Origin of the sequence: Streptomyces sp. NBC_01808, assembly GCF_035917395.1 — a bacterium.
Taxonomy (GTDB): domain Bacteria; phylum Actinomycetota; class Actinomycetes; order Streptomycetales; family Streptomycetaceae; genus Streptomyces.
In genome coordinates this window covers 578,099-604,693 of the sequence record NZ_CP109072.1, presented here as the reverse complement: position 1 = coordinate 604,693, position 26,595 = coordinate 578,099, and the positions used below count along the sequence as shown (strand labels likewise).

At 71.6% G+C, this 26,595-nt stretch carries 17 protein-coding genes and 2 pseudogenes; 12 read left to right on the top strand and 7 right to left on the bottom strand.

Annotated features, from left to right (window positions below):
- Positions 1-339: 339 nt before the first annotated feature.
- Positions 340-1,200 carry a pyridoxal phosphate-dependent decarboxylase family protein gene (locus OG946_RS02335; protein WP_326800121.1) on the bottom strand — a complete coding sequence of 287 codons (861 nt, stop codon included), beginning with the start codon at positions 1,198-1,200 and terminating at the stop codon, positions 340-342.
- A 606-nt stretch (positions 1,201-1,806) separates the two neighbouring features.
- On the opposite strand from OG946_RS02335, the gene OG946_RS02330 reads away from it, so the two are divergent.
- The 4 genes from OG946_RS02330 to OG946_RS02315 all read left to right on the top strand — a co-directional run bounded on the left by OG946_RS02330 (position 1,807) and on the right by OG946_RS02315 (position 11,625).
- Entirely contained in the window at positions 1,807-4,662 is a 2,856-nt protein-coding gene (locus OG946_RS02330) for an AfsR/SARP family transcriptional regulator (protein WP_326794483.1), read from the top strand.
- Between the two features lie 326 nt (positions 4,663-4,988).
- The gene (locus tag OG946_RS02325; protein ID WP_326794482.1) at positions 4,989-6,488 is read left to right on the top strand and encodes a helix-turn-helix domain-containing protein; all 1,500 of its coding nucleotides are present in this window, start codon (positions 4,989-4,991) and stop codon (positions 6,486-6,488) included.
- A 246-nt stretch (positions 6,489-6,734) separates the two neighbouring features.
- Positions 6,735-7,319 carry a hypothetical protein gene (locus OG946_RS02320; RefSeq protein WP_326794481.1) on the top strand — a complete coding sequence of 195 codons (585 nt, stop codon included), beginning with the start codon at positions 6,735-6,737 and terminating at the stop codon, positions 7,317-7,319.
- 64 nt (positions 7,320-7,383) lie between these two features.
- Complete coding sequence (locus OG946_RS02315; RefSeq protein ID WP_326794480.1) at positions 7,384-11,625, top strand: golvesin C-terminal-like domain-containing protein; 4,242 nt, start codon at positions 7,384-7,386, stop codon at positions 11,623-11,625.
- 184 nt (positions 11,626-11,809) lie between these two features.
- On the opposite strand, the gene OG946_RS02310 is transcribed toward OG946_RS02315, so the two are convergent.
- Positions 11,810-12,277, bottom strand: a complete 468-nt coding sequence (locus OG946_RS02310) for a MarR family winged helix-turn-helix transcriptional regulator (RefSeq protein ID WP_326794479.1) — start codon at positions 12,275-12,277, stop codon at positions 11,810-11,812.
- 113 nt (positions 12,278-12,390) lie between these two features.
- Between OG946_RS02310 and OG946_RS02305 the strand changes: the two genes are divergently transcribed.
- The 3 genes from OG946_RS02305 to OG946_RS02295 are packed head-to-tail and all read left to right on the top strand — an operon-like array spanning position 12,391 to position 16,754.
- The gene (locus tag OG946_RS02305; protein WP_326794478.1) at positions 12,391-13,599 is read left to right on the top strand and encodes an MFS transporter; all 1,209 of its coding nucleotides are present in this window, start codon (positions 12,391-12,393) and stop codon (positions 13,597-13,599) included.
- Complete coding sequence (locus tag OG946_RS02300) at positions 13,596-14,765, top strand: amidohydrolase family protein (protein WP_326794477.1); 1,170 nt, start codon at positions 13,596-13,598, stop codon at positions 14,763-14,765. The genes OG946_RS02305 and OG946_RS02300 overlap by 4 nt, the downstream gene beginning before the upstream one ends.
- A 6-nt stretch (positions 14,766-14,771) precedes the next feature.
- Positions 14,772-16,754: an AfsR/SARP family transcriptional regulator gene (locus OG946_RS02295; protein WP_326794476.1), complete on the top strand. Its 1,983-nt coding sequence runs from the start codon at positions 14,772-14,774 to the stop codon at positions 16,752-16,754.
- 19 nt (positions 16,755-16,773) lie between these two features.
- On the opposite strand, the gene OG946_RS02290 is transcribed toward OG946_RS02295, so the two are convergent.
- The gene (locus tag OG946_RS02290) at positions 16,774-17,658 is read right to left on the bottom strand and encodes an IS982 family transposase (protein ID WP_326794281.1); all 885 of its coding nucleotides are present in this window, start codon (positions 17,656-17,658) and stop codon (positions 16,774-16,776) included.
- A gap of 402 nt (positions 17,659-18,060) precedes the next feature.
- Between OG946_RS02290 and OG946_RS02285 the strand changes: the two genes are divergently transcribed.
- Positions 18,061-18,222 carry a hypothetical protein gene (locus OG946_RS02285; RefSeq protein ID WP_326794475.1) on the top strand — a complete coding sequence of 54 codons (162 nt, stop codon included), beginning with the start codon at positions 18,061-18,063 and terminating at the stop codon, positions 18,220-18,222.
- 27 nt (positions 18,223-18,249) lie between these two features.
- Here the strand turns inward: OG946_RS02285 and OG946_RS02280 are convergent, their stop codons facing one another.
- On the bottom strand, positions 18,250-19,491 hold the full coding sequence (locus OG946_RS02280) for a PucR family transcriptional regulator (RefSeq protein WP_326794474.1): 1,242 nt from the start codon (positions 19,489-19,491) through the stop codon (positions 18,250-18,252).
- Positions 19,492-19,708: 217 nt separating this feature from the next.
- On the opposite strand from OG946_RS02280, the gene glyA reads away from it, so the two are divergent.
- The 3 genes from glyA to OG946_RS02265 all read left to right on the top strand — a co-directional run bounded on the left by glyA (position 19,709) and on the right by OG946_RS02265 (position 23,031).
- Entirely contained in the window at positions 19,709-21,073 is a 1,365-nt protein-coding gene (glyA, locus tag OG946_RS02275; RefSeq protein WP_326794473.1) for a serine hydroxymethyltransferase, read from the top strand.
- Complete coding sequence (locus tag OG946_RS02270; RefSeq protein ID WP_326794472.1) at positions 21,066-22,028, top strand: TAXI family TRAP transporter solute-binding subunit; 963 nt, start codon at positions 21,066-21,068, stop codon at positions 22,026-22,028. Before glyA ends, OG946_RS02270 begins: the two co-directional genes overlap by 8 nt.
- Positions 22,029-22,656: 628 nt before the next feature.
- Positions 22,657-23,031, top strand: a complete 375-nt coding sequence (locus OG946_RS02265; RefSeq protein WP_326794471.1) for a hypothetical protein — start codon at positions 22,657-22,659, stop codon at positions 23,029-23,031.
- Positions 23,032-23,169: 138 nt separating this feature from the next.
- Here OG946_RS02265 and OG946_RS02260 read toward each other — a convergent pair whose 3' ends face one another.
- Entirely contained in the window at positions 23,170-24,183 is a 1,014-nt protein-coding gene (locus OG946_RS02260; protein WP_326794470.1) for an SMP-30/gluconolactonase/LRE family protein, read from the bottom strand.
- 136 nt (positions 24,184-24,319) lie between these two features.
- Between OG946_RS02260 and OG946_RS02255 the strand changes: the two genes are divergently transcribed.
- A complete protein-coding gene (locus tag OG946_RS02255; RefSeq protein ID WP_326794469.1) occupies positions 24,320-25,219 on the top strand; it encodes a helix-turn-helix domain-containing protein in 900 nt (299 codons plus the stop codon).
- 331 nt (positions 25,220-25,550) lie between these two features.
- Here the strand turns inward: OG946_RS02255 and OG946_RS02250 are convergent.
- Both OG946_RS02250 and OG946_RS02245 read right to left on the bottom strand, forming a co-directional pair.
- A pseudogene (locus tag OG946_RS02250) lies at positions 25,551-25,746 on the bottom strand (helix-turn-helix domain-containing protein); the annotation flags it as partial.
- An 83-nt stretch (positions 25,747-25,829) separates the two neighbouring features.
- A pseudogene (locus tag OG946_RS02245) lies at positions 25,830-26,173 on the bottom strand (MMPL family transporter); the annotation flags it as partial.
- Positions 26,174-26,595 lie beyond the last annotated feature (422 nt).

Sequence of the window (26,595 nt, the reverse complement as noted above, 5' to 3'; positions counted from 1 at the left end):
TCGTCGGAATCGGCACGTACAGTCGGTCCCGTGAACGCTCCAGAGCCCACTGATCCGCAGGCCGAAGCCGCACGAGGTCGTCTTCCTCTCTGGCTCGATCCGCAGGACCTGAGCTGGCTGGCCCGGCACTGCTGCTGCGGCGACGGCGCTGCGGATGAGGACAGGGACCGTTGCGGAAGACTCCGGTTCCGTGCCAGTGCGGCCCTGCACAAGCACGACCCCTCTGACTGATCGCCGGGAAGGTGTGCGGGTGAGCCGGGGCGAGACTCCACAGCAATGCGGCAAGCGGTTCCGCAGGAACCGGTGGCCGGGTTTGCTCATGGCGGGTTCGCCACACGCCTAGTACGGCGTGGCCACGCGGGCCGTGCGGAGTGCGGCCACTGCCGTCTCGATGTCGTGGGCGCGCGTGCGGTGGCTGGTGACGCACAGCCGGATCGCGGGGCGGCCGTCGAGTCGTACGCGGCTGATCCACGCCCGCCCGCCGCGTACGACGTGGGCGACCACCGCCGCGTGCCACGCATCGCTGCGGTCGGGGCCGTGTGCCTCGGCGCCGGGATCGGCGACGCATATCACCGGCAGCGGGGAGTCGTTGATCCGCGGCCAGCCGTCCTCCGCCAGCCGCCGGGCGAGCAGGATCCCCAGCTCGGTGTCGCGTTCCACCTGCCGGGCGAAGGCCTCCCGGCCTGCCGCGGCCGGTGCAAGGAAAACCTTCAGCCCTGCGAACCGGCGCGACCACTGCACACCGGTGAGGTACGGGTCCGGCGCCGTGTCGCTGTCCGGGGGCATGTACCCGGTGCTCACCCGGAAGCTGTCGGCCAGGGCGCCGGGGTGCGCGGTGAGGAAGATGCCCGCGCCCATGGGAGCGGAGAGCCACTTGTGCGCGTCGACGGTGACGCTGTCGGCCCGCTCTACGCCGGCGAGAAGCGGACGCGGTCGGTCGGACAGCGCCGCCGCCCCGGCCCAGGCCGCGTCCACATGGAAGTGCAGGCCCCACGCGGCGGCGAGCCGTGCCGGTTCCGGCAGCGGGTCCACGGCGCCGCCGCCGGTGGTGCCCGCGGTGCCGACGAGCAGGAACGGTATCCGTCCTGCCGCGACGTCCCCGTCGTACAGCCCGCGAAGCCGCGCGATGTCCATCCGGCCCGCGGCGTCGACAGGAACGAGCCGCACGGCGCGCCGGCCGAGCCCGGTCATCTGCGCGATCTTCAGCAGGCACCCGCCCGGGTGCCGATGTCCAGCGGGCCTGGCTTCCCGAGTACGCCGACGTGCCTTCGAGGCCGTCTTTCATGAGCCCACCCTGGAACGGGCCGCAGCGAGGCCCTCCAGGGCCAAAGACGACGCAATCCACTGGACCAAATGACGCGCCGGGGGAGACCGGCCGCGGCACCGTCGTACGGTAGCGGGGTGACCTCCGTGAAGCCGCCCCGGACCGCCACGTGACCGGCTACACTCCAGCCCTTTCTGTGAAACGCCAGGCCAGGCGACTGGACCGCTGCCGGAGGCCTGATTGCCATGCGACCACGTTGGTGACTCCCTGCCCTCCCACACCTGCCCGGTGAGATCAACATCCTTCGAGGAGATGACCGTGTCCTCTGCGATCGTGCTCGGCGCCGAAGGCACCGGAGCCCCCGCCCACCCGACGGTCCCAGAAGGGACTTACCCCTGCAGAGGACGGCGTCGCGCCGCCGGAGGGGCGACGCCTCACCCCGGCATCGCCGGGGTGGCTCCTTGTGGTTCGTACGGGGAGCGCCGGACAGGCGCGCTGCCGTAGCCCGACGAGCGGTAGCAGAGCAACGGAGGATCGACGAAGTGACCGAACTGCGACTGCTGGGCCCGGTGGAACTGCGTGGGGCAGACGGCCGGCAGTACGCGCTGGGGCCACCGCAGCAACGGTGCGTGCTGGCCGTGCTGGCGATGTCTGCGGGGCGGCCGGTCATGGTGGAGATGCTGATCAGGAACGTCTGGCGCGACGAGCCGACCGACGCCGCGCGTGATGTGCTGTACACCTATGTCTCCCGGCTGCGCCGGGTGTTGCGGCATGCGGCGGGGGAGGACCCGGACGCTCCGGCACTGCGCCGGGGCAACGGCGGGTATGTGCTGGACATCGCCCCCGAGAAGGTCGATCTGCAACGGGCTCGTGCGCTGGCCGGTCGGGGAAGATCGGAACGGTCCGGCGACCCGGAGCGGGCGCTGGAACTGCTCGGCGAGGCGACCGCGTTGTGGCGCGGCACGCCGCTGGCCGGGGTGCGCGGACAGTGGGCGGAGCAGGTACGCGCCGGGTTGGAGCGTGAGCGGGTCACGCTGCTGACAGAGCGGTACGACCTGGAGCTGGAGCTGGGCCGGCATGCGGAGTCGGTGGCGGGCTTGTCGGCCGAGGTCGTGGAGAACCCGTTGGTGGAACCACTGGCGGCGCAGTTGATGCTGGCGCTGTACCGCTCCGGGCGGCAGTCCGACGCCCTTCAGGTGTACGCCCGTACACGCCGGTCGCTCGTCGAGGAGATCGGCGAGGAACCGGGGCCTGAGCTGCGCGGGCTGCACGAGCAGATCCTCCGCCAGAGTCCCCGCCTGAACCGGGGCCCGGATCCACAGGTCCCTCCGGCCGGCCTTCCCGCCGGCGGACTGCACCCGCCCCGGCCCTCCGACGACTTGTGGACAGTACCCCCCGCGCAACTACCGCCGGATGTGGCCGGGTTCAACGGGCGGGAGGAGTATCTGAGCCGCCTGGAGAGGCTGTCGCCGACGGCAGGCGAAGACTCGCCGGATGCGACGATCTGTGCGGTGGTCGGTACTGCCGGGGTGGGGAAGACCGCGCTGGCGGTGCACTGGGCCCACCGCGCCGCGGAGCATTTCCCGGACGGACAGTTGTACGTGAACCTGCGCGGGTTCGCGGCGGCGGACAGCCCCACCGACCCCGCCGAGGCCTTGCGTGGCTTCCTGCAGGCGTTGCGGATCCCGGACAGCCAGATCCCCGAGGGCACCGACGCACGCACCGGCCTGTTCCGCAGCCTGCTGACGGGCCGGCGGATGCTGGTGGTTCTCGACAACGCCCGCGACGCCGGACAGGTGCTGCCCCTGCTGCCCGGCGCCCCGGGCTGCGCCACCCTGATCACCAGTCGGCGCCGGCTCCCCGACCTGATGGCCGCGACCGGTGCGGACCAGATCGCGCTGGAACCGTTCAGCACCGAAGAGGCGCGGCAACTGCTCGTCCGGCGCCTGGCGGACGAGCAGTTGGAGGGCCGGCCGGGGGCGGTGGCGGACATCGTGAACGGATGTGTGCGCCTCCCTCTGGCCCTGGCACTGGCCGCCGCCCACCTCGCCGCCCGTCCCGGCCTCACGCTCACCGCTCTGGCCGACCGGACGCCCGATTCCGGTGGGTGCGAACTGATGGCGGATATGCGGGCGGTGTTCTCCTGGTCGTACCGCATCCTCAGCCCTGCCACCGCCCGGCTGTTCCGTCTGCTCGGTCTGCACCCGGGACCGGAGTTCGGCACGGGCGCGGCGGCCGCCCTCGCCGGCATCGAACTGCCGCAGGCCCGCGGCTTGCTGCGCGAGCTGACCTGGGCCAGCATGCTCGATGAGCGTGCGCCGGGCAGATTCGCGCTGCACGACCTGCTGCGCGACTACGCCGCCGAACTGGCGCGCGAAGAGGATGAGGAAGAACAGCGCCGAGCAGCCGTGCAGCGCGTGCTCGACTACTACCTGCACTCGGCCCACGCCGCGTGCCGCACCCTGTGGGCACACCGTGACCGGCTCACGGACCTCGGCCCTGCCCCGTCCGGCAGCACCCCCGAGGTCTTCGCCGAGGCGGGCCCGGCCTTTGCCTGGTTCGCCACCGAACGGCGCACGCTCACCGACGCCGTACGACTCGCCGCGAGCGCCGGGCTCGACGGCCACGTCGTCCGTCTGGGCCGCAGGCTGGGCAACTACCTCGACCGCGACGGGCGCTGGATCGAGCAGGACCGGTTGTTGCACACGGTCCTTCCGACGGCCCGCCGGACGGCCGGCGACCCCGCCGGCGACTCCGAGCTGGCCGCCGTCCTGTGCGACCAGGCCCGCTCCGGCTTCCGCCTGGGCAGCCACGATCAGGCCCGCGAGCATCTGGACAGCGCCTACGAGCTCTTCCGCGCTCATGACGACCTTGCCGGTCAGGCGGAGGTCCACCACTACATAGCCAACCTGCACGAGGTACAGGACGATCCGTTGTCGGCCCTCCGGCATGCGCGCACATCCCTCGCCCTCCACCGCGCCGCCGGGGACCGCCGCGGCCAGGGCCGCGAACTCAACATCATCGGCTGGATCCACGGCCTGCTCGGCAAGCCCGAGTTGTCGCTGACCCGCTCCCGGCAGGCACTGGCCATACAGGAGAGCGTGGGCGACCTGTACTTCATGGGCATCACCTGGGACACCCTGGGCCGTGCCCACCACCGCCTCGGCGATCCACACGAGGCGATCACCTGCTTCAGGCGTGCGCTGGAACTGCTGGAATCCCCCGACGCCGCGGACCTGCTGAACGCCGCCAAGGCACACACCGCCCTGGGCGACGCACAGGCCGACATCGGCGACAACGCCGCCGCCCGGGCCTCCTGGACCCGGGCCCTGCGCATCCTCGAGGACCTCCGCCACCCGGCCGCCGCCGAACCCCGTTCCCGCCTGCAAACCGCGTAGGCGGCTTCTCCGCTGTCCAGGGCGCTGGATCAGGTTATGTCCAGTTTTCGTCAAGACGCTTTCGCCAGACTTCCGTTATCGGTCCTACCCAGCCCGAAGGGAGGGGGACCGGAGGCGAGAGCGGGGGCGCGACCGAACGCGTGGCCGAGGGGTATCGGCTCGGTATGTCCGGAGCACCTCGTCGCGATGGTGATCGAGGATCTTGTATCCGTTGGATTGCCGCGCAGACCGCTGAGATCGGTTTTCAGCAGTGGGTAGCGGGTCGGAGGCCGGGTGTGTCGGTGAAGGTGGAAGGCGGGGCGCCGGCAGAGGGCAGGAGGGCCGGGGTGGGCGCGGCAGAGGTGCGTGGGGACACGGCAGGGCTCGAAGGGCTGCTGCGTGAGGTGCGGCGTCAGGTATCCCGGGAATCCGAGCCGGATGCGCGGGAGGTGCTGGACTGGCTGCACCGGCACACCGGCGCGGACTTCGCGCTGGTCGCCGAGGACGGCGGCACGGTGGAGTCGTCCACCGCGGGTTTCCCCCGGGGGATTCTGCCGTCGCTGGCTCCGCTGCTTGCGCGATTGTCCGGCGGGCAGTTGGCCGCTGCCGTGACCCAGGCCGACGCGTGGAACGTGCGCTGCGAGGTTCTCGGTGTGTCTGAGTCGCGAGCGGTGCTGGTGGCTGCCGCTCGCCCGGTGCTGAGCCGGGAGGCGGGTGCGCTGATCTCGCACACCGGCAGCGTCCTTACGTTGCTGCGTCGCGCCAGGGACGGTGAGCGGACGTGGCGTGGCTTCCAGTCCAAGGCGCGCCAAGTGCGGTTCGGCGTGCTCTCGGCGCTTCTGGTCGGAGAGCCGTTACTGGCCCGCCGCATGACGACCGGTGCCGTTCCACCGTTGCTGGAGGCCGACCGGCTGCGGGTATATCTGCTGCACTGTTCGCCGGCCGACCGCGACCGGATCGTGCGGGCCCATCAGGATCCCTCCGGCTACCACGGACCGGATCTGATGGTGCACTGCCCTGTCTTCAAGGAGCATGTGATCTGCCTCATCGCCGACAACGCCGGTGCCCAGGGCGGGAACCGCTCCGGCGGCCGCACGGGTGGCCGAGGCGAGGCGCTGCGCCGCCTGGTGCGGGACAACCCCGGTTACGCGCTGGGTGTCAGCGCTCCGCATCCGCTCGGCGGGACGGCTGAGGCCTACGGACAGGCCGCCCACGCCCTGGCGGCTGCTCGCACCATGCCCGGCCGCGTGGTCTCCTACGAGGGACAGACGACGTTGGACGGTGTCCTGCCCCGCGGACCGGCTCTCGCCTGGGCTTGTGCGGTCCTGCGCCCGCTCGGCTCCCTTCCGAAGACCACCGTCGACATCACCCGCCTCCTGATGCACATGCCCCGAACGGCTGTGGCCCGCCTGCTCGATCTCAGCCGCAACACCGTCACGGCCCACATCAGACGTGCGGAACGAGCTCTCGGCGTGGATCTGGCCGATGTCCGCTGCCGCGCCACCGTCGACCTCGCCCTGGCCCTCACCAAAGGCGGCACCGCCTGCGAATCCGATGACCCGCATCCCCCCGGCTTGGACGACTTGTTACACACCGAACCCGCTGCCGCCTGGGCCCGAACGTTCCTGCTGCCTCTGCAAGCCCCGCAGCGCCGCACCCTGCAGGCGTGGATCGACGCCAACACCGACGGCCGGCAAGCCGCCCGCCGCCTCGGCATCAGCCGCAACACCGTCCGCGCCCACCTGCGCACCGCAGAAGCCCACCTCCGCCGCGACCTGCTGACCGCGGGCGCAGGCATCCACGACGTCGTCCACGCTCTCCACATCAGCACCGCCCCGGCCGCTTAAGCACGGTGCACAATCAGCGCCCAGAATCGAGCGCCGTGCACATTGCTCCATCGCTCGTGCGCCTCCTATCGTCTTGGCGACGGTCCATCTGTTGCACGGTGAACGAGGAGATCCGTCCAGCGAATGGCGTCCTTCAAACGATCTGCAAAGTGAACTGTTCGAAGTTCACCGCGTTCGAGTAGTTCGCGACGAGCCTTAGCTCTCGTATCCGCGATCAGCCGACCGGTTCTCATCAAGGAGAATGTCGTGGCAAGCGTCAGAAGGAATTCCCTCACCGCACTGGCCCCCGTGTCCTGCGCCGCCATCGCGTTGACCCTCGCCGTACCGGGGACGGCCTCCGCGACACCGCCGACGCCCGACCCTGACGGCGAGCACTGTGTCCTCGTCCTCGGCGAGTCCGACGAGGAAACGGTGTGCTTCGCAACGGCAGAGGAGTCCACTCGCTACCGATCCGTCAAGCAGCTTCGCAACCTTGTGACGGTCTATGACTGGGTGAACTTCAACGACTCAGGCCCCACGACCGCCGTTGCCTCAACCGATTACGAAGTCTGCTCCGGGAGCACCGCCGACATCGACTGGGCCAGGGAAACCCTCTACGGCAAACAGTTCGTCATGCGAAATCCGGATGGCGTGTCCGAGAACAACGCGTACAGCTCGGTGCAGACGTTCAACGGGTGCGACATCAGGCTGTCCGACTGGGTCAACAACAACGTGGACGGTGGCCGCTCCGGCTGGATCAACTCCTGCTCCAATCTGAACGGGAGCGGCGAGGGGGACTGCCCCACCGTAAACAACTGGAACAACCGTGCCAGTTCCTGGCAACTGAGTTGATCAAGGGGCCGACATTTTGATTTCCAGACAGAGGTTACGCAGCCGCCGCGGTTGGCCTGCGGGGGTGCTTGCCCTCGTTCTCGGCGCCGGTCTGCTGCAGACTCCGGCCTCGCAGGCATACGAACCGCCCCCGTCCTCTGTGCAGGGTGTGTGGGACCAGCTCCAACCGGCCACCCCGGCCGCGGAATCCGTGCCCGGGCCCGCGCCGGGCGACGCGGTCGAACCCGGCGACCGTGCCGAGGTGCTGGGCGAGGGCTGGGAGTCCTCCGCCGACCGGGCCTGGACCACGACCGGGGACGCCACGGGGTTCCGCCTCCTGGTGGCCGACGCCCGCGACGGCTACGCCTGGCGCACGGCAGCCACGCTGGCCGAGCCCGGCTTCGAGACGGACAGGTGGATCGGCAATGCCTGTCTGACCGGGTCGGGGAAATGGGCGGTGGTGGTGTACGCGCCGCGGACCTTCACCAACGATCCGTTGCTCATGTCGCGGGGCGCCTTCACCGCGGTGGTGAACCTCGCCTCGGGCGAGGTGCGGCGACTGCCCGTCCAGGCGAGTCTGTCGTACTACAACCCCGGCTGCGGGACGGGCGACAGGGCGGTGCTGACCCAGTCGGGCGGCGACCATGACGCCACCCGGCTGACGGTCGTCGACGTGCCGCGAGCAGACCCTGCCCGGCCGGTCGAGGTGTCCGGACAGGTCACCTCGGCGGTTCCCGTCGGCGGCAAGGTGTACGCAGCTCGCGGTGGTGCCGTCGTCTCCGTCTCGGATTCCGGGAAACCGACTGCTGTCGCTGACATCGACGGCACCCCGTACCGGCTGGCGCCGGACGCGGATGGCGGGCTGGTCTTCATGGCGCCCGACGGCGAGAAGAGCGCGCGGGTCGGACATCTGACCGCGGGGCAGCTTGCGGACGGTGCGAAGGCGGCCGGTGCCCGCACGCCGCGGACGCTCGCCGAAGGGCCGCTGAACGGCACCGGCCTGACCAGTGTGGCCACGGGCGGAGTCTGGCTGACCGGCGAAACCGAGCAGGTCGCAGGTGATCTGCCGGACGGCGTCCGGGTGCTGCCCGGCACGCCACGTGATGCGCGGGCCTCCACCACCGGCGCGGCCCTGGTGACGGACGTGGGGGCCGCCCGGGCGGCCGGCAGGGGAACCGGCGCGGAAAGCAACGCGGTCGGGTCCCGCCCGGTACGTATCGAAATGACCGCGCGGGCTTCCGGGAAGGACCTCGCGTTCACCGTGACCCCCGAGGCCGTGGCTACCGGCCAGACCGCCAAGGAGCCGGCGGCGGGCGACGGACCGCGGACCATGGCCTCGCGCACGGAGATCATCGAGAGCGAGCGGACCTGTTCCGTGCCGCGCAACGCGCCCCGCAACCAGGCGATGCAGCCCAAGCCACGGCAGGTGGAGTGGGCCGTCGACCAGGCGGTCAAGGGCACGCTGAACAGTCACATCTCGCGCCCGGCCAACTGGAAGAACCTGGACATGCCTGCTTACCAGCCGCAGTCCGCCGACATGTTCCCGAAGCCCACGCTCGCTGGCGGCGGCCAGATTCCCGCGCAGATCGCGCTCGGAGTGGCCATGCAGGAGTCCAACATGTGGCAGGCGTCCCGTTACACGGTCCCCGGCGTCACCGGTAACCCGCTGATCGGCAATTACTACGGCGTCGACCTGTACGACGGCGACTCCGCCAACGACTGGGACATCAACTGGTCCGAGGCCGATTGCGGCTACGGCATCATGCAGATCACCGACCACATGCGCCGCGCCGGACATGAGGACGGCGCGCCGGCGGCCTGGCCTTATCAGAAGCAGCGCGCTGTGGCCCTGGACTACACCGTCAACGTCGCCGCCGGCCTGACCATCCTGGGCGAGAAATGGAACCAGACCCGCAACGCCGGGCTGACCGTGAACAACGGCAACCCGGCGAAACTGGAGAACTGGTTCTTCGCGCTGTGGGCGTACAACTCCGGCTTCTACCCGCAGTCCGACGCCGGGAACAACGGCGGAGCCTGGGGCGTGGGCTGGTTCAACAACCCGGCCAACCCCGAATGGGACCCGGCCCGGGACAACTTCATGGAGGACCGCTACGGCAATCCGCAGCAGTCGGACGCCGCCCATCCCCAGGACTGGCCGTACCAGGAGAAGGTCCTGGGCTTCGCCGCACAGCCGCCGGAGGCGCTGGAGGCGCCGAACACCACGGTCCCGGCTTTCCGTCAGGCGACCTGGAACGGCACCGAGGGCGACGCGCTGACCCCCGGCTCCGCCAAGTACCACAGGGCAGGCGTCAAGCCTCCGATGACGCTGTTCTGCACCGGCGCCAACGACTGTGACCCGCAGGCCGTCACCTCGCCCTCGGGGCCGTGCGAGCGCTCGGACTCCAAGTGCTGGTGGCATCAGTCGGTGGTCTGGAAGGACGACTGCGCCGATACGTGCGGCAACGAGTTCGTCCGGTTCAACTCCACCTATCCCGAGGAGCCGGACGGAACCGCGTACCCGCCCAACTGCGCGCTCGACGACGTTCCCGCCAACGCGCTCCTCATCGACAATCTCGGCGAGAACATGCCGTCGATCAGACCGGGGTGTGAGAAACGGTGGACCAACGCGGGTGAGTTCACCGCCGACTTCGGTCCCGGCGAGACCCGGAACGGCACCCAGGTCTGGCCCGCCAAGGCGGACTTCCACCAGATCGGCGGAGGTTTCGGAGCCGGCTTCTTCTTCGCGCACGGCCGGGGCCCCGACGAGAAGGGCTGGCGCCTGCGGGTCGAGGGCACCTGGGCATTCGACCGGGCGGTCACCGGTCCCGGCCTGGTCGCCGTCCACCTGCCCGACCACGGCGCCCGTACCGAGTACGCACGCTACGAGATCGAGACGGCGACCGGCACCGAGGAACGGATCATCAAGCAGCACGGTGAGGGAAACCGCTGGGTGCTGCTCGGTGCGTTCCCGTTCGACAACAAGCCCGTCGTCCGGCTCGACAACCTCGTACCCGGTGGCCAGGGCGAGGACAACGTCGCCTTCGACGCCGCCATGGTGATTCCGGTCAACGGAGAGTTCGTGGAGAACCGGGTCGACGCGGCGGCCTACTTTGACGAGAACCAGAACCTGGACGCCTACCCGTTCGCCGAGGTTCTGGAAACACCCTTCGCCGACCGCGGCGAGCTGCACGACTGGGCGATGGACCGCAGCGGCGACGCCGTCAACGCCGACCTCTGCTCCGGCGAGCCCACCAGCAGTTGCGTGGGCCCGGCCATGAAGCAGGCCATGCGGGCCTGGCACAGCCAGGCCGAGGCAGCCGGCACCGACCCAATCGACCATCCACCGGGCGCTTCCATACCGGCCTGGCTGAACTACTCCAACCCCTACACCCAGCGGCCGGACAGCGCCGACAAACCCGGCTGGTTCGACCTGGACGACGGATCGTTCAAGGTCAGGTCCAGTGTGACGGTGTCCTACATCGTGCTGGAGTCCGGGGAGATCCTCCAGGGCTCGGAACGCGCCGAGTTCGACGACCGTACGGGAGACACCCACCTGCCGCAGTTCGTCCGGGACACCTTCGCCGCCGTCGAGGAGGACTACGGGATCAAGGCCCCCAATCTCGACTTCAGCGCCACCGATCTCAACGAGCACACCGGCACGAGGACCCCCACCGACACCAACCGCACCGGCGTCATCCCCGGCCGCGCGTACGAGCCCGCCGCCAGCGGGCCGACGCCGATCACCGACGCCGGACAGCCCGCCTCGGACACCGTGCCGGCGGACTGTGTGGCCGTGCAGTACACCTCCGGCGGATCGATCGGCTACCGGGTGGCGGTGAGCGACGAAGCGCTCCTCCACCAGTCGGTCGGCAACTGGGCTTCCGAGCTGCAGTTCCACCCGAACGTGGCACCGGAGGTCTGGCTGGTGGCGTCCGACATCAACAACTATTTCTTCAAGGACACCATCGGCGCACTGTTCAGCCACTCGCCGCCGATCTGGCAGGAGCTGCACTTCTGGTCCTGCGCCGACGGCAGCGTCCGCAAGCCCGGCGACGACGATCTGCTCCGCTCCAGCTACATGCCCGACCAGTACCTGTACGTCAACGACCGCGCGGCAGGTATGGACGGCCGCCCCTCCAACTCCGCGGCACCCGTCCGGCGCGGTGACTTCTACGCATTCAGCAAACCGCTCGGCGGCGACACCCCGTACGGCCGCTGCACGAACACCTCCGGGCATGCCGGCAACCCCTGGGACATCGACCTGCTCGACAGTCCCGGCGTCAATCCCGGCGGCGGGCACTGCACGACAGCCCCCTACTTCGAGTAAGGAAACGGAAACGTGGCCGCCACGTGCCGCTACCCAACTGCGGGTGCCGCCCGTCTACCCGTGCAACGACCAGGAGTTCGGTCAGACCGTCCCTTGCGAGAGGAAGGAGGCTGCGCCGTCCCAGCGAGCCCGTGACGACGTCGGGCGGAACCTCGCACGCCCGCGGGCCGTCGCGCGACCCGGCTCATTCCCCGGCGGCCTCGTGGATCTTGGCCGCCACGGTCCGGAAGGCCCGGCCGATCGTCTCCAGGTCGGCCGGGCTGAGCAAGTCGACGAAGTGCTCGCGCACCGTCTCCACGTTGTCCTTGGCGGCCTCGACCAGCAGCGCCTGCCCGGTTCGGGTCAGCGACGCGACCACGCCGCGCTTGTCGTCCGCGTCGTCGCCTCGCCGGACGAGCCGGCGGGCCTCCAGCCGGGAGACCGTGTGCGAGAGCCGGCTGCGCGAATAGTAGGACAGCTCGGCGAGGTCGGCCATGCGCATGCGGCCCCCGGGGGCTTCGGAGAGCCGCATCAGGATCTCGAAGTCGGCCAGCGAGAGGTGGTGACGGCTGCGTAGCCGCCGGTCGCGCACGTCCACCAGGAGCGCCGATCCTTCCACGTAGGAGCGCCAGGAGCGCTGCTGATCGTCGTCCAGCCACCGTGTGCCACTCATGGCCTGAAGAGTAACAGTTGAAGATTTCAACCAGTCGGGTAGGCTGGCGAGGTAGTTGAAGAATTCAACTGTCTTGGGCGGTGGTCACCGGCTGTGCCGGCGAGGGAGGTCCTGTGAACGCGAAGTTGTTGGTGCTCGCCTCCGGCAACTTCGCTGTCGGGGTCTCGACGTTCGTGATCGCCCCCATGCTCGGGCAGATCGGCGCGGACCTGGACGTCAGCCGGACAGCCGCCGCGCAGCTCGTCGTGGTGTACGCACTTGCCTACGCGCTCGGAGGCCCGGTGCTCACCGCGCTGGCCGGGCATCGGCCGCCACGGCAACTGCTGTTCGTGGCGCTGGCCGTGTTCGGCGCCGGCAACGGCCTGACGGCGGTCGCGGCGAACTTCCCGGGTGCGGTCGCGGCGCGCGTGCTCGCCGGCGTAGGCGCCGGTGTGTACACCGCCAACGCGCTCGCGGTCGCACGCCGCCTGGCTCCCGGCGACCGGCAAGGACGTGCGGTGGCCGTGGTGGTGGGCGGTCTGACGACGGCGATCGTGCTCGGCCTTCCGCTCGGCGCGTGGCTCGGCGGCGAGACCAGTTGGCGGCTCGTGCTCGGCCTCCTCTCCCCGGTCGCAGTGCTGCCGATGGCCGCTGTCCGGTTGCTGCCGGCCCTTGGCGGTTCCCCCGCGGTACGGCTCGCCCAGCGGATCGCACCGCTGCGCGACCGGCAGGTGCTGGCCACGCTGCTGGCGACCTGGCTGTGCCTGACGGCGAGCTGGACGGTCTACAACTTCATCGACGAGGTGCTGCTGGAGGCCACCGGAGGCGACCCGGACCGTCAGTTCCCGGCGTTGCTCGTCTTCGGCGCCGGTGCCGTGGCCGGCAACCTGCTCGCCGGGCGGCTGGCGGACCGCTTCGGCCCGGACCGGACGATCGCGGTGGTGGCTCCGGTACTTGTCGTGGCGGTCCTGGTGGTCCCGCTGGCAGCGGTCGGCATGCTGCCGGCGCTGCTGAGCGTCGGTGCCTGGGCGATGCTGCACTGGATGGTCAACGTTCCGCAGCAGATGCGGGTCGTCGCCGCCGCGCCGGAGGCGGCCCCCGCCGTCCTCGCTCTGCACCAGAGCACCATCTACCTGGGCATCGGCACCGGCGGCTTCGTCGGCTCGCTCGGCTACGGACTGGCGGGCCGAAGCGGCATCGGCTACGCCGCCTTCGTCACCGGACTGGCGGCGCTGACCGCCCTGTGGTGGTCGTTCCGCACGCGCCACCCCTCCGTACCACTCCGACCACCCACCCCCGTGAACACGCAAGCGCCGAGGCGGAAGAAGGTAAGAAGGCCATGACGGATCGAGTCACCATCACCGGCGTACGGGTCTTCGACGGCCGGCGGTTGTCCGAGCCACGCAGTGTCGTCATCGCCGACGGTGTGATCGGCACCGGCCACGACGACACCGGCCGTTCCGGAGGCGACGTCGTGACGGCCGACGGCGGGGTGCTGCTGCCGGGCCTGATCGATGCGCACGTCCACCTCGGTGGCCGTCAGACTCCGGAGAGGCTCTGCTCGTACGGCGTCACCACGGCGCTGGACATGTCGAGCTACCCCCCGCAGCGGATGGCCGCACTGCGGGAGGTACCGCGCGGGGCCGACGTGCGCAGCGCCGGCACCCCGGCCATCGGGCCCGGCGGCCTGCATGCACGTATCCCCACGATGCCGGCCGACGCGGTGGTGACCCATCCCGGCCAGGCCGAGCCGTTCGTCGCCGCGCGGCTGGCCGAGGGCAGCGACTACATCAAGATCATCGCCGACCCGGGCGACGGCGGTCCGGACCAGCGGACCGTCACGGCGCTCGTCGGCGCGGCGCACGCCCGCAGCGTCCGGGTCGTGGTGCACGCGACGTCCCGGGATGCCGTCCTCCAGGCTCTCGACGCCGACGCGGACGTCATCACCCACCTCCCGCTCGGCACACCGCTGGATCGCCCGGTCGTGGACCGCCTCGCGGCCGACGGCTGCGTCGTGGTTCCCACCCTCACCATGATGGAAGGCATCGCGGCGGGCATCGGCCGGCCGGAGACCTTCGCGGGCACCTCCCGAAGCGTCGCTCTCCTCCAGCAGGCCGGGGTTCCCGTCGTCGCCGGCACCGACACCAACGACACCGCGTGCGTGCCGTTCCAGCCCGAGGGCGGCATCAGCCTCCACCACGAGCTGGAGCTGCTGGTCGACGCCGGGCTGCGTGCCGCCGAGGCACTCCACGCGGCGACGGGACTGGCGGCTCAGGCGTTCGGCCTGACCGACCGCGGTTCCGTCGAGGCGGGGCTACGGGCCGACTTGGTCCTCATCGACGGCGATCCGCTGGCCGACATCCGCGCCACCCGGAACATCCGCCGCATCTGGTGTGGCGGTGTGGAGCGTGCGCCGGCCGGCCGGCACCCCGACTCCGAAGAGCGGGAACCGGAGCGACCGCCGGCCGACGACCGCGGGACGCACGCCCGTGTGCGAGAAGAAGGCTGACCGGGGATGCCCGACCTGCGACTGCTGGGACCGGTCGAGCTGCGCGGTGCCGCCGGCCGCCGCTACTCCCTCGGGCCACCCCAGCAGCGGTGCGTCATGGCGGTGCTGGCGATGACCCCGGGGTGGCTGGTGCCGGTGGAGACACTGATCGCGCGTGTGTGGCGCGACGAGCCCACTAGCGACATGCGCGACGTCGTCTACACCTACGTCTCGCGGCTGCGCCGGACGCTGCGGCAGGCAGAAGAAGGCAGCACACCGGCGCCGGAGATCCGCCGGGACAACGGCGGTTACGTGCTGACCCTCGACGACGCGAACGTGGATCTGCACCGCGCCCGGAACCTGGTCCGCCAGGCTCGGCAGCAGCAGACCGGCGACCCCGTGCGGGCGTCGGAACTGCTCGGCGAGGCCGCCGCACTGTGGCGCGGTAGCCCGCTGGCCGGGTTGCGCGGACGGTGGGCGGAGGAGATGCGCGTAGGACTGCAGCGCGAACTGGTGACGCTGCTGACCGAGCGCTACGACCTGGAGCTGCGGCTGGGCCGCCATGCACAGTCCGTGGTGGCGCTCTCGGCCGAGGTGGTGGACCATCCGCTGGCGGAGCCGCTGACCGGGCTGCTGATGCTGGCGCTGTACCGGTCCGGAAGGCAGGCCGACGCGCTGCAGGCGTACTCCCGAACCCGGCACGTGCTCGTCCAGACGATCGGCGAGGAGCCCGGCCCCGAGCTGCGCCGGCTGCATGAGCAGGTGCTGCGCCGAGACCCCGCGCTGGAGCCGGGCCCAGACTTCCGGCGCCGGTCGGTGGACCGGCGAGAGCGGATCGGAGAGCCTCACCCCGCCATCCGTACGTCCGTCCGGGACGGCTCGCCCGACGCCCCCGTGGCCGGAGGGCCGGCGCAACTTCCTTCCGATGACGCCGGGTTCATCGGGCGCAGGGCATACGCGGAACGCCTGGACCGGATGGGGGAGCAAGCCGCCGGCCCGTCGCGCGACGCGGCGGTCTGCGTCATCACCGGCAGCGCCGGCGTGGGCAAGACAGCCCTGGCCCTGCACTGGGCACACCGGGTGGCCGGGGCCTTCCCGGCCGGGCAGTTGTACGTCAACCTGCGCGGCTACGCGGCCGCTGACTCCCCGACCGAGCCGGCCGAGGCGCTCCACGGCTTCCTGCAGGCACTCGGGGTCGCCGACGACCGGATACCGCAGAGCACAGATGCCCGCACGGCGCTGTTCCGCAGCCTCCTGGCCGGACGGCGGTTCCTCGTCGTGCTGGACAACGCCCGCGACACCGACCAGGTGGCACCGCTGCTGCCCGGAGCTTCCGGCTGTGCCACCGTGGTCACCAGCCGTCGGCAGATGCCCTACCTCGTCGCCACCACCGGCGCGGACCAGATCGTCCTCCCGCCGTTCAGCCCTGAGGAGGCGCGGAGCATGCTCTTCCGGCTGAGGGGGGACGGGCGCACGGAAAGCCGGGAGCAGGCGGTGGCGGAAGTCGTCGGCAAGGGTGTGCGTCTGCCGCTGGCGCTGCGCCTCGTCGCGCCGCATCTCACCGCCCCACCAGGGGGTGCACCGCACCTGTCCTGCAGCGCTCATGTCGCCGACATCCGAACGGTGTTCACCTGGTCCTACGGTCACCTCAGCCCCGCGGCCGCCCGGCTCTTCCGCCTCCTCGGGCTGCATCCGGGACCTGAGCTGAGCACCGGTGCCGCCGCCTGTCTGGCGGGCCTGGCCCCCCGGCGGGCCAGACCGCTGCTGTCCGAACTCACCCGCGCCGGACTGCTCACCGAACCGGCCCCCGACTGGTTCAGCGTGCACGACCTGCTGCGCGACTACGCCGCCGAACTGGCCCGCACGCACGACACCGCAGCCGACCGCCAGGACGCCGTACAAAGAGCCCTGGACCACTACGTGCACTCGGCCCGCGCCGTGTGCCGCACGCCTGTCCCGCCCCACCCGGCCCGGCGATCCCGGTGCCTTGCCGGCCGGTGCGACCCCTAGATGAATGAGTCCGATGTTCTCAGTGGTCGTAGTCGATCAGAGATCGTTTGATCTTGGCGTCGGTGGTCCAGTTGTGCCAGATGCCGGCGGCCAGGGCGAGGAGGCGTTGGCCGGTGCGGGCGAAGACCCCGGCGGGGGTTCTGCCGCCATGGTGTTCCAGGCTGAGCTGACCTTTGAGGGTGTCGAACACCGCCTCGATCCACTGGCGGACACGGGCCAGTCGGCCGTGCCGGGCGGGTTCGTCCTTGCGGTCCGGCCGCACCAGGTGGATGCCCAGCCGTTCGGTGAGGAACGCCTCGAACTCGCGCCCGGCGAAGCCCTTGTCGGCGAGGATCACCTGCCCGCTGCGGACGAGGTGGTGGTCGCGTTCCAGCAGCGCGGTCATCACTTCGCGTTCGCCGAGCTTGGGGTTTGCCAGGCACCAGGACACCGGCATGCCTTCGGCGGTGGTGAGCAGGTAGAGCCGGAACCCCCAGAAGAAGCGGGAGTGGCTGCGGCAGTAGCCGTATCCGGCGTGCCCGGCCAGTGCGGAGCGTTTGACCGTCTCGCGGGAGGCTGCGCAGGGCAGAGGCGTGGAGTCGATCAGCCGCAGGTCGTCCTGCCAGGTCGGCACCTGCTTGGCCAGGGCCTCGATCACCTGGCTGATCAGCGGACCCGCCGCGTTGAGCCTTTTGTTGTAGGCCGACTGCTGGGGCAGATAGCGGAAGAGGTGCCCGAGCCGGGCGTGGGCGAAGCGGATCCAGTGCCGGGCCGAGGGGAAGCCGAGCAGTACCTGCGCGACGGCCAGGCACAGCAGTTCGGCATCCGTCAGTTTCGGGGGTCGCCCGATCCGGCGACGAGGCGCCACGTGGTCGTCGATGAACACGTACAGTGCCGCCAGAAGGGCGTCCAGGCTGGTAGTCACACACGAGCCAACGGGCGCCCTTCGCGATGGTCGCGACCAGCACAAACATCGGACTCATTCATCTAGTACCGGAACCGGCCCGGTCAAGGTTTGGGCAGGGGTCCGTGGAAACCCCGCCACCCAGATCTGGTTCTTCCACCAGAGTGCCCCTTTGGGCTGGCCCATCGTCTGGCCCTGACCCCCCGGGCCGTGGTGAGACCGGCCCCGGTGTGCGGGGACGGCACGTGACGGAACGCTGTCGAGCCGGCCGCCCGCGGGCGGGCAGCGATGTGGCCGAGGAGGGGTCGGCGTGCGTGGCCTGCAGTTCCTCATCCGGGGAGCAGTCGCACCGCATCGTGTGCCGGTAGGTTCGGACCCACGCGCGAAGCGCGTTGCAGCGCGTCCCGCAGGGTGGAGGCAGGGATGAAGGGGATCACCTTCCCGGCGTGGCAGGGGAGTCGCTATGTGACGCCTGCGGAACTGGTGGTGTGCCTTGGCGACTTCTCGGCTTGGGAGATCAGTGCCGTCGACACGGCCGTGCTCAGCCGGTTCCGGGGCCGCTACCGGAGCGTGAGGGCGCTCTGAAGGTCTGCCGCCCTCCACGGGGCGGTCTCAGCCCAGGGTGCGGCGGGCCAGGCGGCGGTGCTTGAGTGCGAGGTGGAGGTCCAGCCGGACGAGCCCGTCGGTGAGGTCGGCGCCGAGTAGTTCGGTGATGCGGCCGAGCCGGTAGTACAGGCTGGTGCGGTGCAGGTGCAGGCGGGTGGCCGTGCGGCCGGCGTCGCCGCCGAGGTCGAGGTACGTCTCCAGGGTGTGCAGGAGCATCGGCGCGGAGGCGCCGGCCCGGTCGAGCGGGGTGAGGCCGTCGTCCGAGGGCGGCGGGCCCGAGTGCAGCAGCCGGCGGTACGGGCCGAGGTCGCGCCAGTCCAGCGGGGTGGGCAGTGCCGGGTCCAGCGCGGCGAGTTCCGCGGCGGCCAGCGCCTGGGCGTGGGCGGTGCGGGCGGCGTCGACGGTGAACGGCGCCGGGTCGCCCGCCCCGATGACGGCCGCAGGACCGTTGCGGCCCCGGTCCGAGGCGGAGGGGCCCGCGCAACCGGCGGGGCCGCCCGCCGCGTTGGCGATCTGGTCCAGCGCGTCGGCGAGGCCCTCGTCCGCCCCGTGCCGCGCCAGTACCACCGCGTGGTTCTCGCCGACGAACGAACCGACGTAGCCCGCGTACGCGCGCAGTCCGGCCGGCAGCGCGGCGACCAGGCGCCGGAACTCACCCTCGCCGAACGGCGTCGATCCCCCGCGCCCAGGGGCCGTGGGCACCACGGCGTAGACTCGGATCCTCGCCCCGAGCAGGCTCGGCGCCGCCGCGACGAGGCGGTCCGGGACGTCCCAGGGCGGTGACTCACCGAGCAGGGCGCGGATCAGCTCACCGACATCCCGGCGCGCCGTCGGGGCAGCCTCCGGCGGTTGCGGGTCGAGCACCGGGGCCATGGCGCGCGCGGCGCGCAGGGCCGCGGCCTGCGCCGCGTCGTCCAGCACCGCACCCGCGTCGAGCACCCAGAGGTAGCCGAGGCAGCCGCGGTCTCGCCGGATCGGCACGCACAGCCGGGCGGCCATGCCGAGCCCGGGGTTGGCCGGTACGTGGACGGGCCCGGTCGCTTCCGCGATGCCGTGCCGCAGCTCCCACTCCAGCACCGCAGGGTCCACCTGCCGGGACAGGATGGCCGCGATCCGCACCTGGTCGGCATCGGCCCCCTGGGCGCTGTACGCGATGAGCCGGCCGTCCGGGGCGTCGACGGACAGGCTGTGCCCGAGCTCGTCGGCGAGCCTGTCGAGTTCTTGTTGAAGGCTGCCGGCGTAAGCCACGGGACCGTCCTCCGCGTGCCGGGCGACCGGTCCGCTGGACGCCGGTCGGGATCCTCTGGGTTCGGCTGGATTCCGACAAGTGTAGGAGAGCGGGCCCGCAGGTCCCGTCCGCTGTCCGATGTGCCCGCGACCGGCCCCGGCCTAGCGTGGTGATCCCCCGGTCCGGTCCTCGGCCCCGGGCCGGGAGCCCCGTCCCACCTCAGCGAGGAGACCGCGGATGAGACACGCCCTGGCAGCCCGCCCGTGGGTGCCCGAGCCCGGCGAGCAGTTGGTGCGCACGGTCGCCGGGGCCGTGGCCGGCCGGCCCGTGCACGCCACGCTCGCCGAGATCGACCGGTTGGTGGAGGAGAACCGGCGCATCCACGAGCGCGACACACTCAACCTCGACCCGGCCTCGAACGTCATGAACCCGCGGGCCGAGGCGTTGCTGTCGGCCGGGCTGGGCACCCGGCCGTCGCTGGGCCACCCCGGTGCCAAGTACGAGACGGGCCTGGAGGCCATCGAGCGGATCGAGGTCATCGCCGCGGAACTTGCCGCGGAGGTGTTCTCCGCGCGCTACGCCGAGGTCCGCGTCGGCTCCGGGGCGCTGGCCAACCTGTATGCCTTCATGGCGACCTGCCGCCCCGGTGACACGGTCATCGCACCGCCCGCCGCTGTCGGCGGGCACGTCACCCACCACGCCGCGGGCGCCGCCGGCCGCTACGGGCTGCGCACCGTGCCCGCGCCCGTCGACGCGCGCGGCTGCACCGTCGACCCCGTCGCCCTGCGCGCCCTGGCCCGCCGGGAGCGGCCTGCGCTTATCACCGTAGGCGGCAGCCTGAACCTGTTTCCGCATCCGGTCGCCGCGCTGCGGGAGATCGCCGACGAGGTGGGCGCCAGGGTGCTCTTCGACGCCGCGCACCTGTGCGGTCCCATCGCCGCGCAGGTGTGGCCACAGCCGCTGGCCGAGGGCGCGCACCTGATGTCCATGAGCACGTACAAGAGTCTCGGCGGCCCGGCCGGCGGACTCATCGTCACCGATGACGCCGAACTTGCGGAGCGTATCGACGCCATCGCCCACCCGGGGCTGACCGCCAACTTCGACGCGGCCAGGACCGCCGCGCTGGCCGTCACCCTGCTCGACTGGAAGGCCGCCGGGCGTGCGTACGGGGAGGCCATGACCGCCACTGCGCGGCGGCTGGCCGGTGAGCTGGCGGCCCTGGACGTGCCGGTGTTCGCGGCTCGGCGGGGCGGTACGCGCTCGCACCAGTTCGCCGTGGAGGCGCACCGTTACGGCGGCGGGCAGCGGGCCGCCCGCCGGCTGCGCGCGGCGGGGCTGCTGGCGTGCGGGATCGGGTTGCCCGCCGGACCGTCCGCCGGGGGCGAGCCGAACGGGCTGCGCCTCGGCACCCCGGAGGTCGCGCGGCTCGGGATGGGGGAGCGGGACATGCCCACCCTGGCGCACCTGATCGCGCGCGGGCTCGACGAGGACGTCGCCCCGGCGGCCGTCGCGGCCGAGGTGGCGGGCTGGCGCGCGGCGTTCTCCGGCGTGCACTTCACCGTGGACAACCCCACCGCAGGAGAGGCGGACACACATGGCTGACCGTACGCACCACCCGGCAGCGCGGACGCGGCACACCGAGGCGGCCCGGGACTTGGTGGAGCTGACCTGGCTGGGCGGTAATCCCGGCGACGGCTGGTACGAGATGACCGAGGGGCTGATCGGCCTCCTCGACGGCCGGGATCCGGCCCTGCGTCTCTCCCTGGCCGCCGGCGGCGGCAGGGAGAACCTGGCCCGGATCCGGGACGGCGAGGGTCATGTGGGCATGAGTACCGACGTCGTGGTGGCCGCGGCGTACAACGGTGGCCCGCCCTTCGACACTCCGATGAGCGCCCTGCGGGTCCTCGGTACGGGCTGGTCGCCGCTGCCGTACAACCTGCTGCGGGCGGCGGACGCCGCAGCCGGACTCGGTGAGGCGATCGCCGGGGGCGGGGCGCGGCTCGGCGCGCCGCCGGAGGACACCACGGACGAGCTGATGTTCCGCAACGTCGTCGCCCACTACGGCGCCACGTACGACGCCATCCGGGCCCGTGGCGGCCGGGTGCTGCTCGACGGCTACGACGCGCTGGTCCGCGCGCTGCACGCGGGCGAGATCGACTACGTCTTCGGGGCCACGACGCTGCCCGCGCCGAGCATCGCCGCCGCGGCCGGGGGCACCCGCGTGCTCGAACTCGCCCCGCTGCCAGGGGACCTCGTCGACCACCTCGCCCGGCGCTACGGGTGCTCCCCGGGCGCCATCCCGGCCGGCACCTACCCGGGCCTGCACACCGCGGACGTGGCCACCTGCTTCGCCGAGACGGTTCTCGTCGTCGCCGCCGACCTGGCTCCTGGAACGGCGTACGCCCTCACCCGCCTGCTCCTCGGCGCCCGCGACCACCTCCCCGCGGCACACCCCTCGCTGGCCCTCTTCAACCCCGCCACCGCCTGGCGCAACGTCCCGGCCCCGCTCCACCCTGACGCGGCACGCGCCTACCGGGAGGCAGGATTCATGACCTGAGAACGACGCCGCGGCGGTGCCACCCCAGAACCATCACGGGAGCGGTCAAGGTTTGGGCAGAGGGTCCGTCAAGGTGCGGACCAGGAGACGTCCGGGCTGGTCACGTCGCCGTCCCCGGGGAAGAGTACGAGCCCGATCCTGACCTCCTCGTTCGCTCTGCGTGCCCCCAGATTCCGCCCGGGGGCGGCTCCCCGGCAACCGGAAATGAGAAGGTCACCACCGCCGATGGGCCGCTCACCGGCCATGTCGGATTTCATCAAGGTTCTGTCGGGCGATAGTTACTACGCTGGCCGGTCTTGGCCGTGGCCGACCAGCCATCTCGGCGCCGTGGCACGAGCACGTATGAGGGAGAGACAAACCCCCATGAGCACACGCACGGCACTCTCCTCCCGTGCCCTGGCCGCTGTCGCGCTGCTGTCCCTGATAGCGGCCGGATGCGGTGGTGGTGGCGACGGGGACGGCCACGAGCGCCGCAACCCCCGGCAGTCGTCCGATACCTCCGGCGAAGCCGAGGAGCCGCCCCCCGCCACGGCGTTCGCGACCGAGGCCGCCTTCTCCCTCGAAACCGGACCGGTGCGGCACCCGCCGGGTCGCGCTGCACCGGCAGAACGCCTGGGTCGCGGGCGAGATGGGCCTGACCATGGTCGACCTGGCCACCGGGGAGGAGGAGGAATTCCTGGCCATGGCGGGCTCCGGCGACGAGCTGGCGGGCATGTCCTTCCCGGACGGCGGCGGGATACGCCTGCTGGGGGCGGTACTGACCGACGGCGAGCACACGTGGAGCGAGGACACCTCGAAGTACGCCTCGATCGCCCCCTGCGGCCCGTGGCTGGCCGTCGAGGACTTCGACGACGACCGGGGTCCGCGCCTGATCGAGATGGACAGCGGCGACGTCACCCACACCCGTGACGACGGCCTGGTCGGTGGCATGTCCTGCTGGGAGGGCGAGGGCGGCACGACGGTGGTGCTCGACCATTCCCAGGGCTTCCCGCCTGCTGGATGACCGGCGAGTTCGGCAACCGGCAGGCGTCGGAGGGCCCTCGACCGTTTTCGGCAACCTCCGCCCACACCTGCCAGGGCCCGGCCCAGGCCGGTGTGGGCGCCTTCGGCGCAGGTGGGATTTCGGTGGGACGGGCGTCCTTCACGCCGCCGTTCGCGCCGAGGCCAGCGGCACGGTCGAGAGGGTGAAGGGGAGCGACTCCGGGGGGAGTCCGGCGCTCCAGCGGTTGTACTGGCTGTTGACCACCAGGGCCCGGTCGCCGGGGAGGGTGATCGAGCTGGGGTGGAGGAAGCCGCCGGGCGGGACGAGGCTGCCCGCGAGGTGGCCGCGGGCCAGGTCGGGGGAGAGCCGGATGACGGTTACCTGCGGGGTGAGTCCGGGGAGGTCGTTGAGGTTGCCCTGGACGACGTAGAGGTGGCCGTCGCGGAAGGCCAGTCCGTCGCCGTTGGGCAGCAGATCACCGCCGAGATCGACTTCGTGCGGCTGCCGGGTGCGCCGGTCGATGCGCCAGAGTCGGCCGGTGGCGCTGTTGACGGTCAGCAGGTGGTCGTCGATGCAGATGATGCCGTTGAGGTTGTGGCGGCCGTCGACCCAGTCGATGGGTGTCGTGGTGACGTCCAGCCAGCGCTCCAGCCCCCACGAGCTCCCGGTGCGCGTGAGCCGGTAGATCATCGGCCGGAAGGAATCGGTGACATAGGAGGTGCCGTCGGGCGCCGCCGCGATCTCGTTCAGGAAGCCGCCCTCGACGCCGTGCAGCAGGGCGAGCAGGGTGGCGTCGGCCGGGTCGTACACGCGCAGCGTGCCGGTGTCCGCGCCGCCGACGAGGAGGCGGCCGGCGGCATCGACGGTCATGCCGGAGGTACCGGCGCGGCCGTCGGTGCCGTGCGGCGACCAGGGTCGCAGGGTGGGCACCGTGAGGTGGCCGCGGAAGATCGTGCCGTCCTCGGCGCTGCCGACGTAAATGTGGTTGGTGCGCGGGTCGTAGGCGTGGCCGGTGGGGAAGGCACGGTCTCCGGGGACCACGTACGTCTCCGGCAGCCCGGTGGGGCCCGGAGCGGCGGTCGCCGACCTGCTCCGACCTGCGGTGGCCACCGTCGCGGCGGTGACGGCGGTGGCGGCCAGCACGGTCCGCCGGGACATGGGCTGGTGTCCCATCACAGCTCCTACTCGTCGTCGTGCTCGGGCGATGTCCGGTCATCGTGACCCGGCGCGCGCTGCGTTCCGGCGCCCCGCTGTTCCAGGGGACTGCCAGGACCACCCAAGTGCCGGATCGTTCGGCGATGATGAACCGATGACCCGGCGCACCGACCTCCGAGAGTTCCTTTCCTCCCGCCGCGCCCGGCTGCGCCCCGAGGATGTCGGCTTCGCCCCGGGCGGCGGGCTGCGGCGGGTGCCCGGACTGCGCCGTGAGGAACTGGCCTTCCTGGCGGGGATCAGCGCCGAGTACTACGTACGCCTCGAACAGGGACGCACTCCGAACGTCTCCGCCGACGTGCTCGACGCCGTGGCCGACGTCCTGCGCCTCGACGCGGACGAGCGCGCTCACCTCCACCGCATCGCCCGCCACCCGACGACCCCGCCGCGCCGCCCGCGGGCCCAGCACGTGCGGCCCGGCATGCTCCAGGTGCTGCACGCCATGGGCGACAGCACCCCGGCGTTCGTCTTCGGCCGGCGCATGGACATCCTGGCCTGGAACCGGCTGGCCTGCGCCCTCATCACCGACTTCGGCGCGCTGCCGCCGCAGCGCCGCAACGTCGCCCGTCTCGTCCTGCTGGACGAGGACGTCGTCCGCCTCTACCCGGACCGGGAGTTCGTGGCCCGGGACACGGTCGGCCATCTGCGCGTCGACGCCGGGCGCAACCCCGACGACCCGAAGCTGGCGGCGCTGGTGGGCGAGCTGTCGCTGAAGAGCGAGGAGTTCCGCAAGCACTGGGCGTCGCACACCGTCAAGAGCAAGTCCCACGGCTACAAGCGCATCGACCACCCTGTCGTCGGGCGGCTGACGCTGAACTTCGAGACCCTGCACCTGCCCGACGACCCCGAGCAGTTCCTCACCGTCTACACCGCCCCGGCGGGCTCACCGGACGCGGAGCGCCTGCGGCTGCTGAGCAGTTGGCAGGGCCAGGGGAACGAAGCCGCCCCCGCCGCACGCGCCGCCGACCACGACGCGCTCGGCGCACCCGGCGGATGACGTCCGCGCCGCGGGGGTCGCGCCGTCAGTCCCGGGCGATGGCGGTCCACAGGCCGGGCCGCTCGTCATGGCCGCCGTGGTGACCTGGTCGTCCCAGCCGTGGAGCGTGCCGAACTCCTCGCGCCACGCGAGGACCGGGAGGGCGAGGGTGTGCAACTCGTGCTCTGCCGTCGTGCCGATCGCCCCGTGGAACTGGTGGGCGTTGCGGACGGCCACGGTGGCGGCGTGGCCCGTGCGGGAGCCGCCATGGCGATGTCGAACGGGTCGGGGCTGCGGCGGGCAGGTCCGCTGCCCACCAGCCCCCGGGGGTCCACCAGAGCGCCACGACGGGGGTGGCGACGGCGATACCGAAGCCGGCCGCGATCTGCGCGAGGGTGTCGTGCCTGCGCAGGTGGACCAGACCGACCAGGGCACGCTGGTGCGGTGGGAGCTTGCAGGGGCGGTCATCCTCGCCGGTGACGATGAGCGTCGTGACCCCATTCGACCAGGGCGTGGGGCGAATCGAGTGCGGCAGGACAGGGAATCAACGATGCTCCTGCACGTGACGGGTAGAGACTTCGAACACCTGCCTCGGCGGCGCCCGGCCGCCGCCGAGCGCCGCGGCCGGCTTTCAGTTGTCCGCTGGGCGTTCGAGGGCGACTTTGGGCAGCCGCCGGGCGAGCGCGGCGGGCATCCACCAGGCCCACTTGCCGGATATCTGCATGACGGCGGGGACGATCAGGCAGCGGATGACCAGCGCGTCCATCAGGATCGCGACGGCGAGACCGAGGCGAATTGCTGGAGCATCCGGTCGGGGCCGGGCACGAAGGCGCCGAACACCACGATCATGATGGCTCCGGCCGCTGTGATGACCTTGCCGGTGGAGGCCAGTCCTTCCCGTACCGCGAGGGAGTGGTCCTTCGTGCGCTCCCATTCCTCGTGTATCCGTGAGACCAGGAAGACCTCGTAGTCCATACACCGACGCCGCGAAGCGGTCGGGCGAGGACTGGCGAGCCCGGGCGTCGTTCTCGGCTTGCTGACCGACCTCATGCGCGCAGTCAGCCGGAACGGCCTGGCGATGCGCCGCATCTGCTTGGGCGTCATCAGCGGGTCCACTCGGCCTCCAACGGCGTCACAACCCCTACGGTGCCACAGATACGGCAAGCGCTGTATCTGCAAGGAACACCCCGGGCAGTGGGAGCACAAGCGAGTCGAGCCGTCGCGGCATTGCCCGAGGCCCGGATGCGGTGGGCCTGCGCGGAGCTGACGACCCGGCACCCGGGCACGGGGCTGCCGGCGTTGCACACGCTGACGACCCTGCCGCCGGAGCTGCACGGGGCACTGCCCGCAACACACCGTCATGATCACGGCCCTGTCCGCCCAGCACGTCCCCGGGT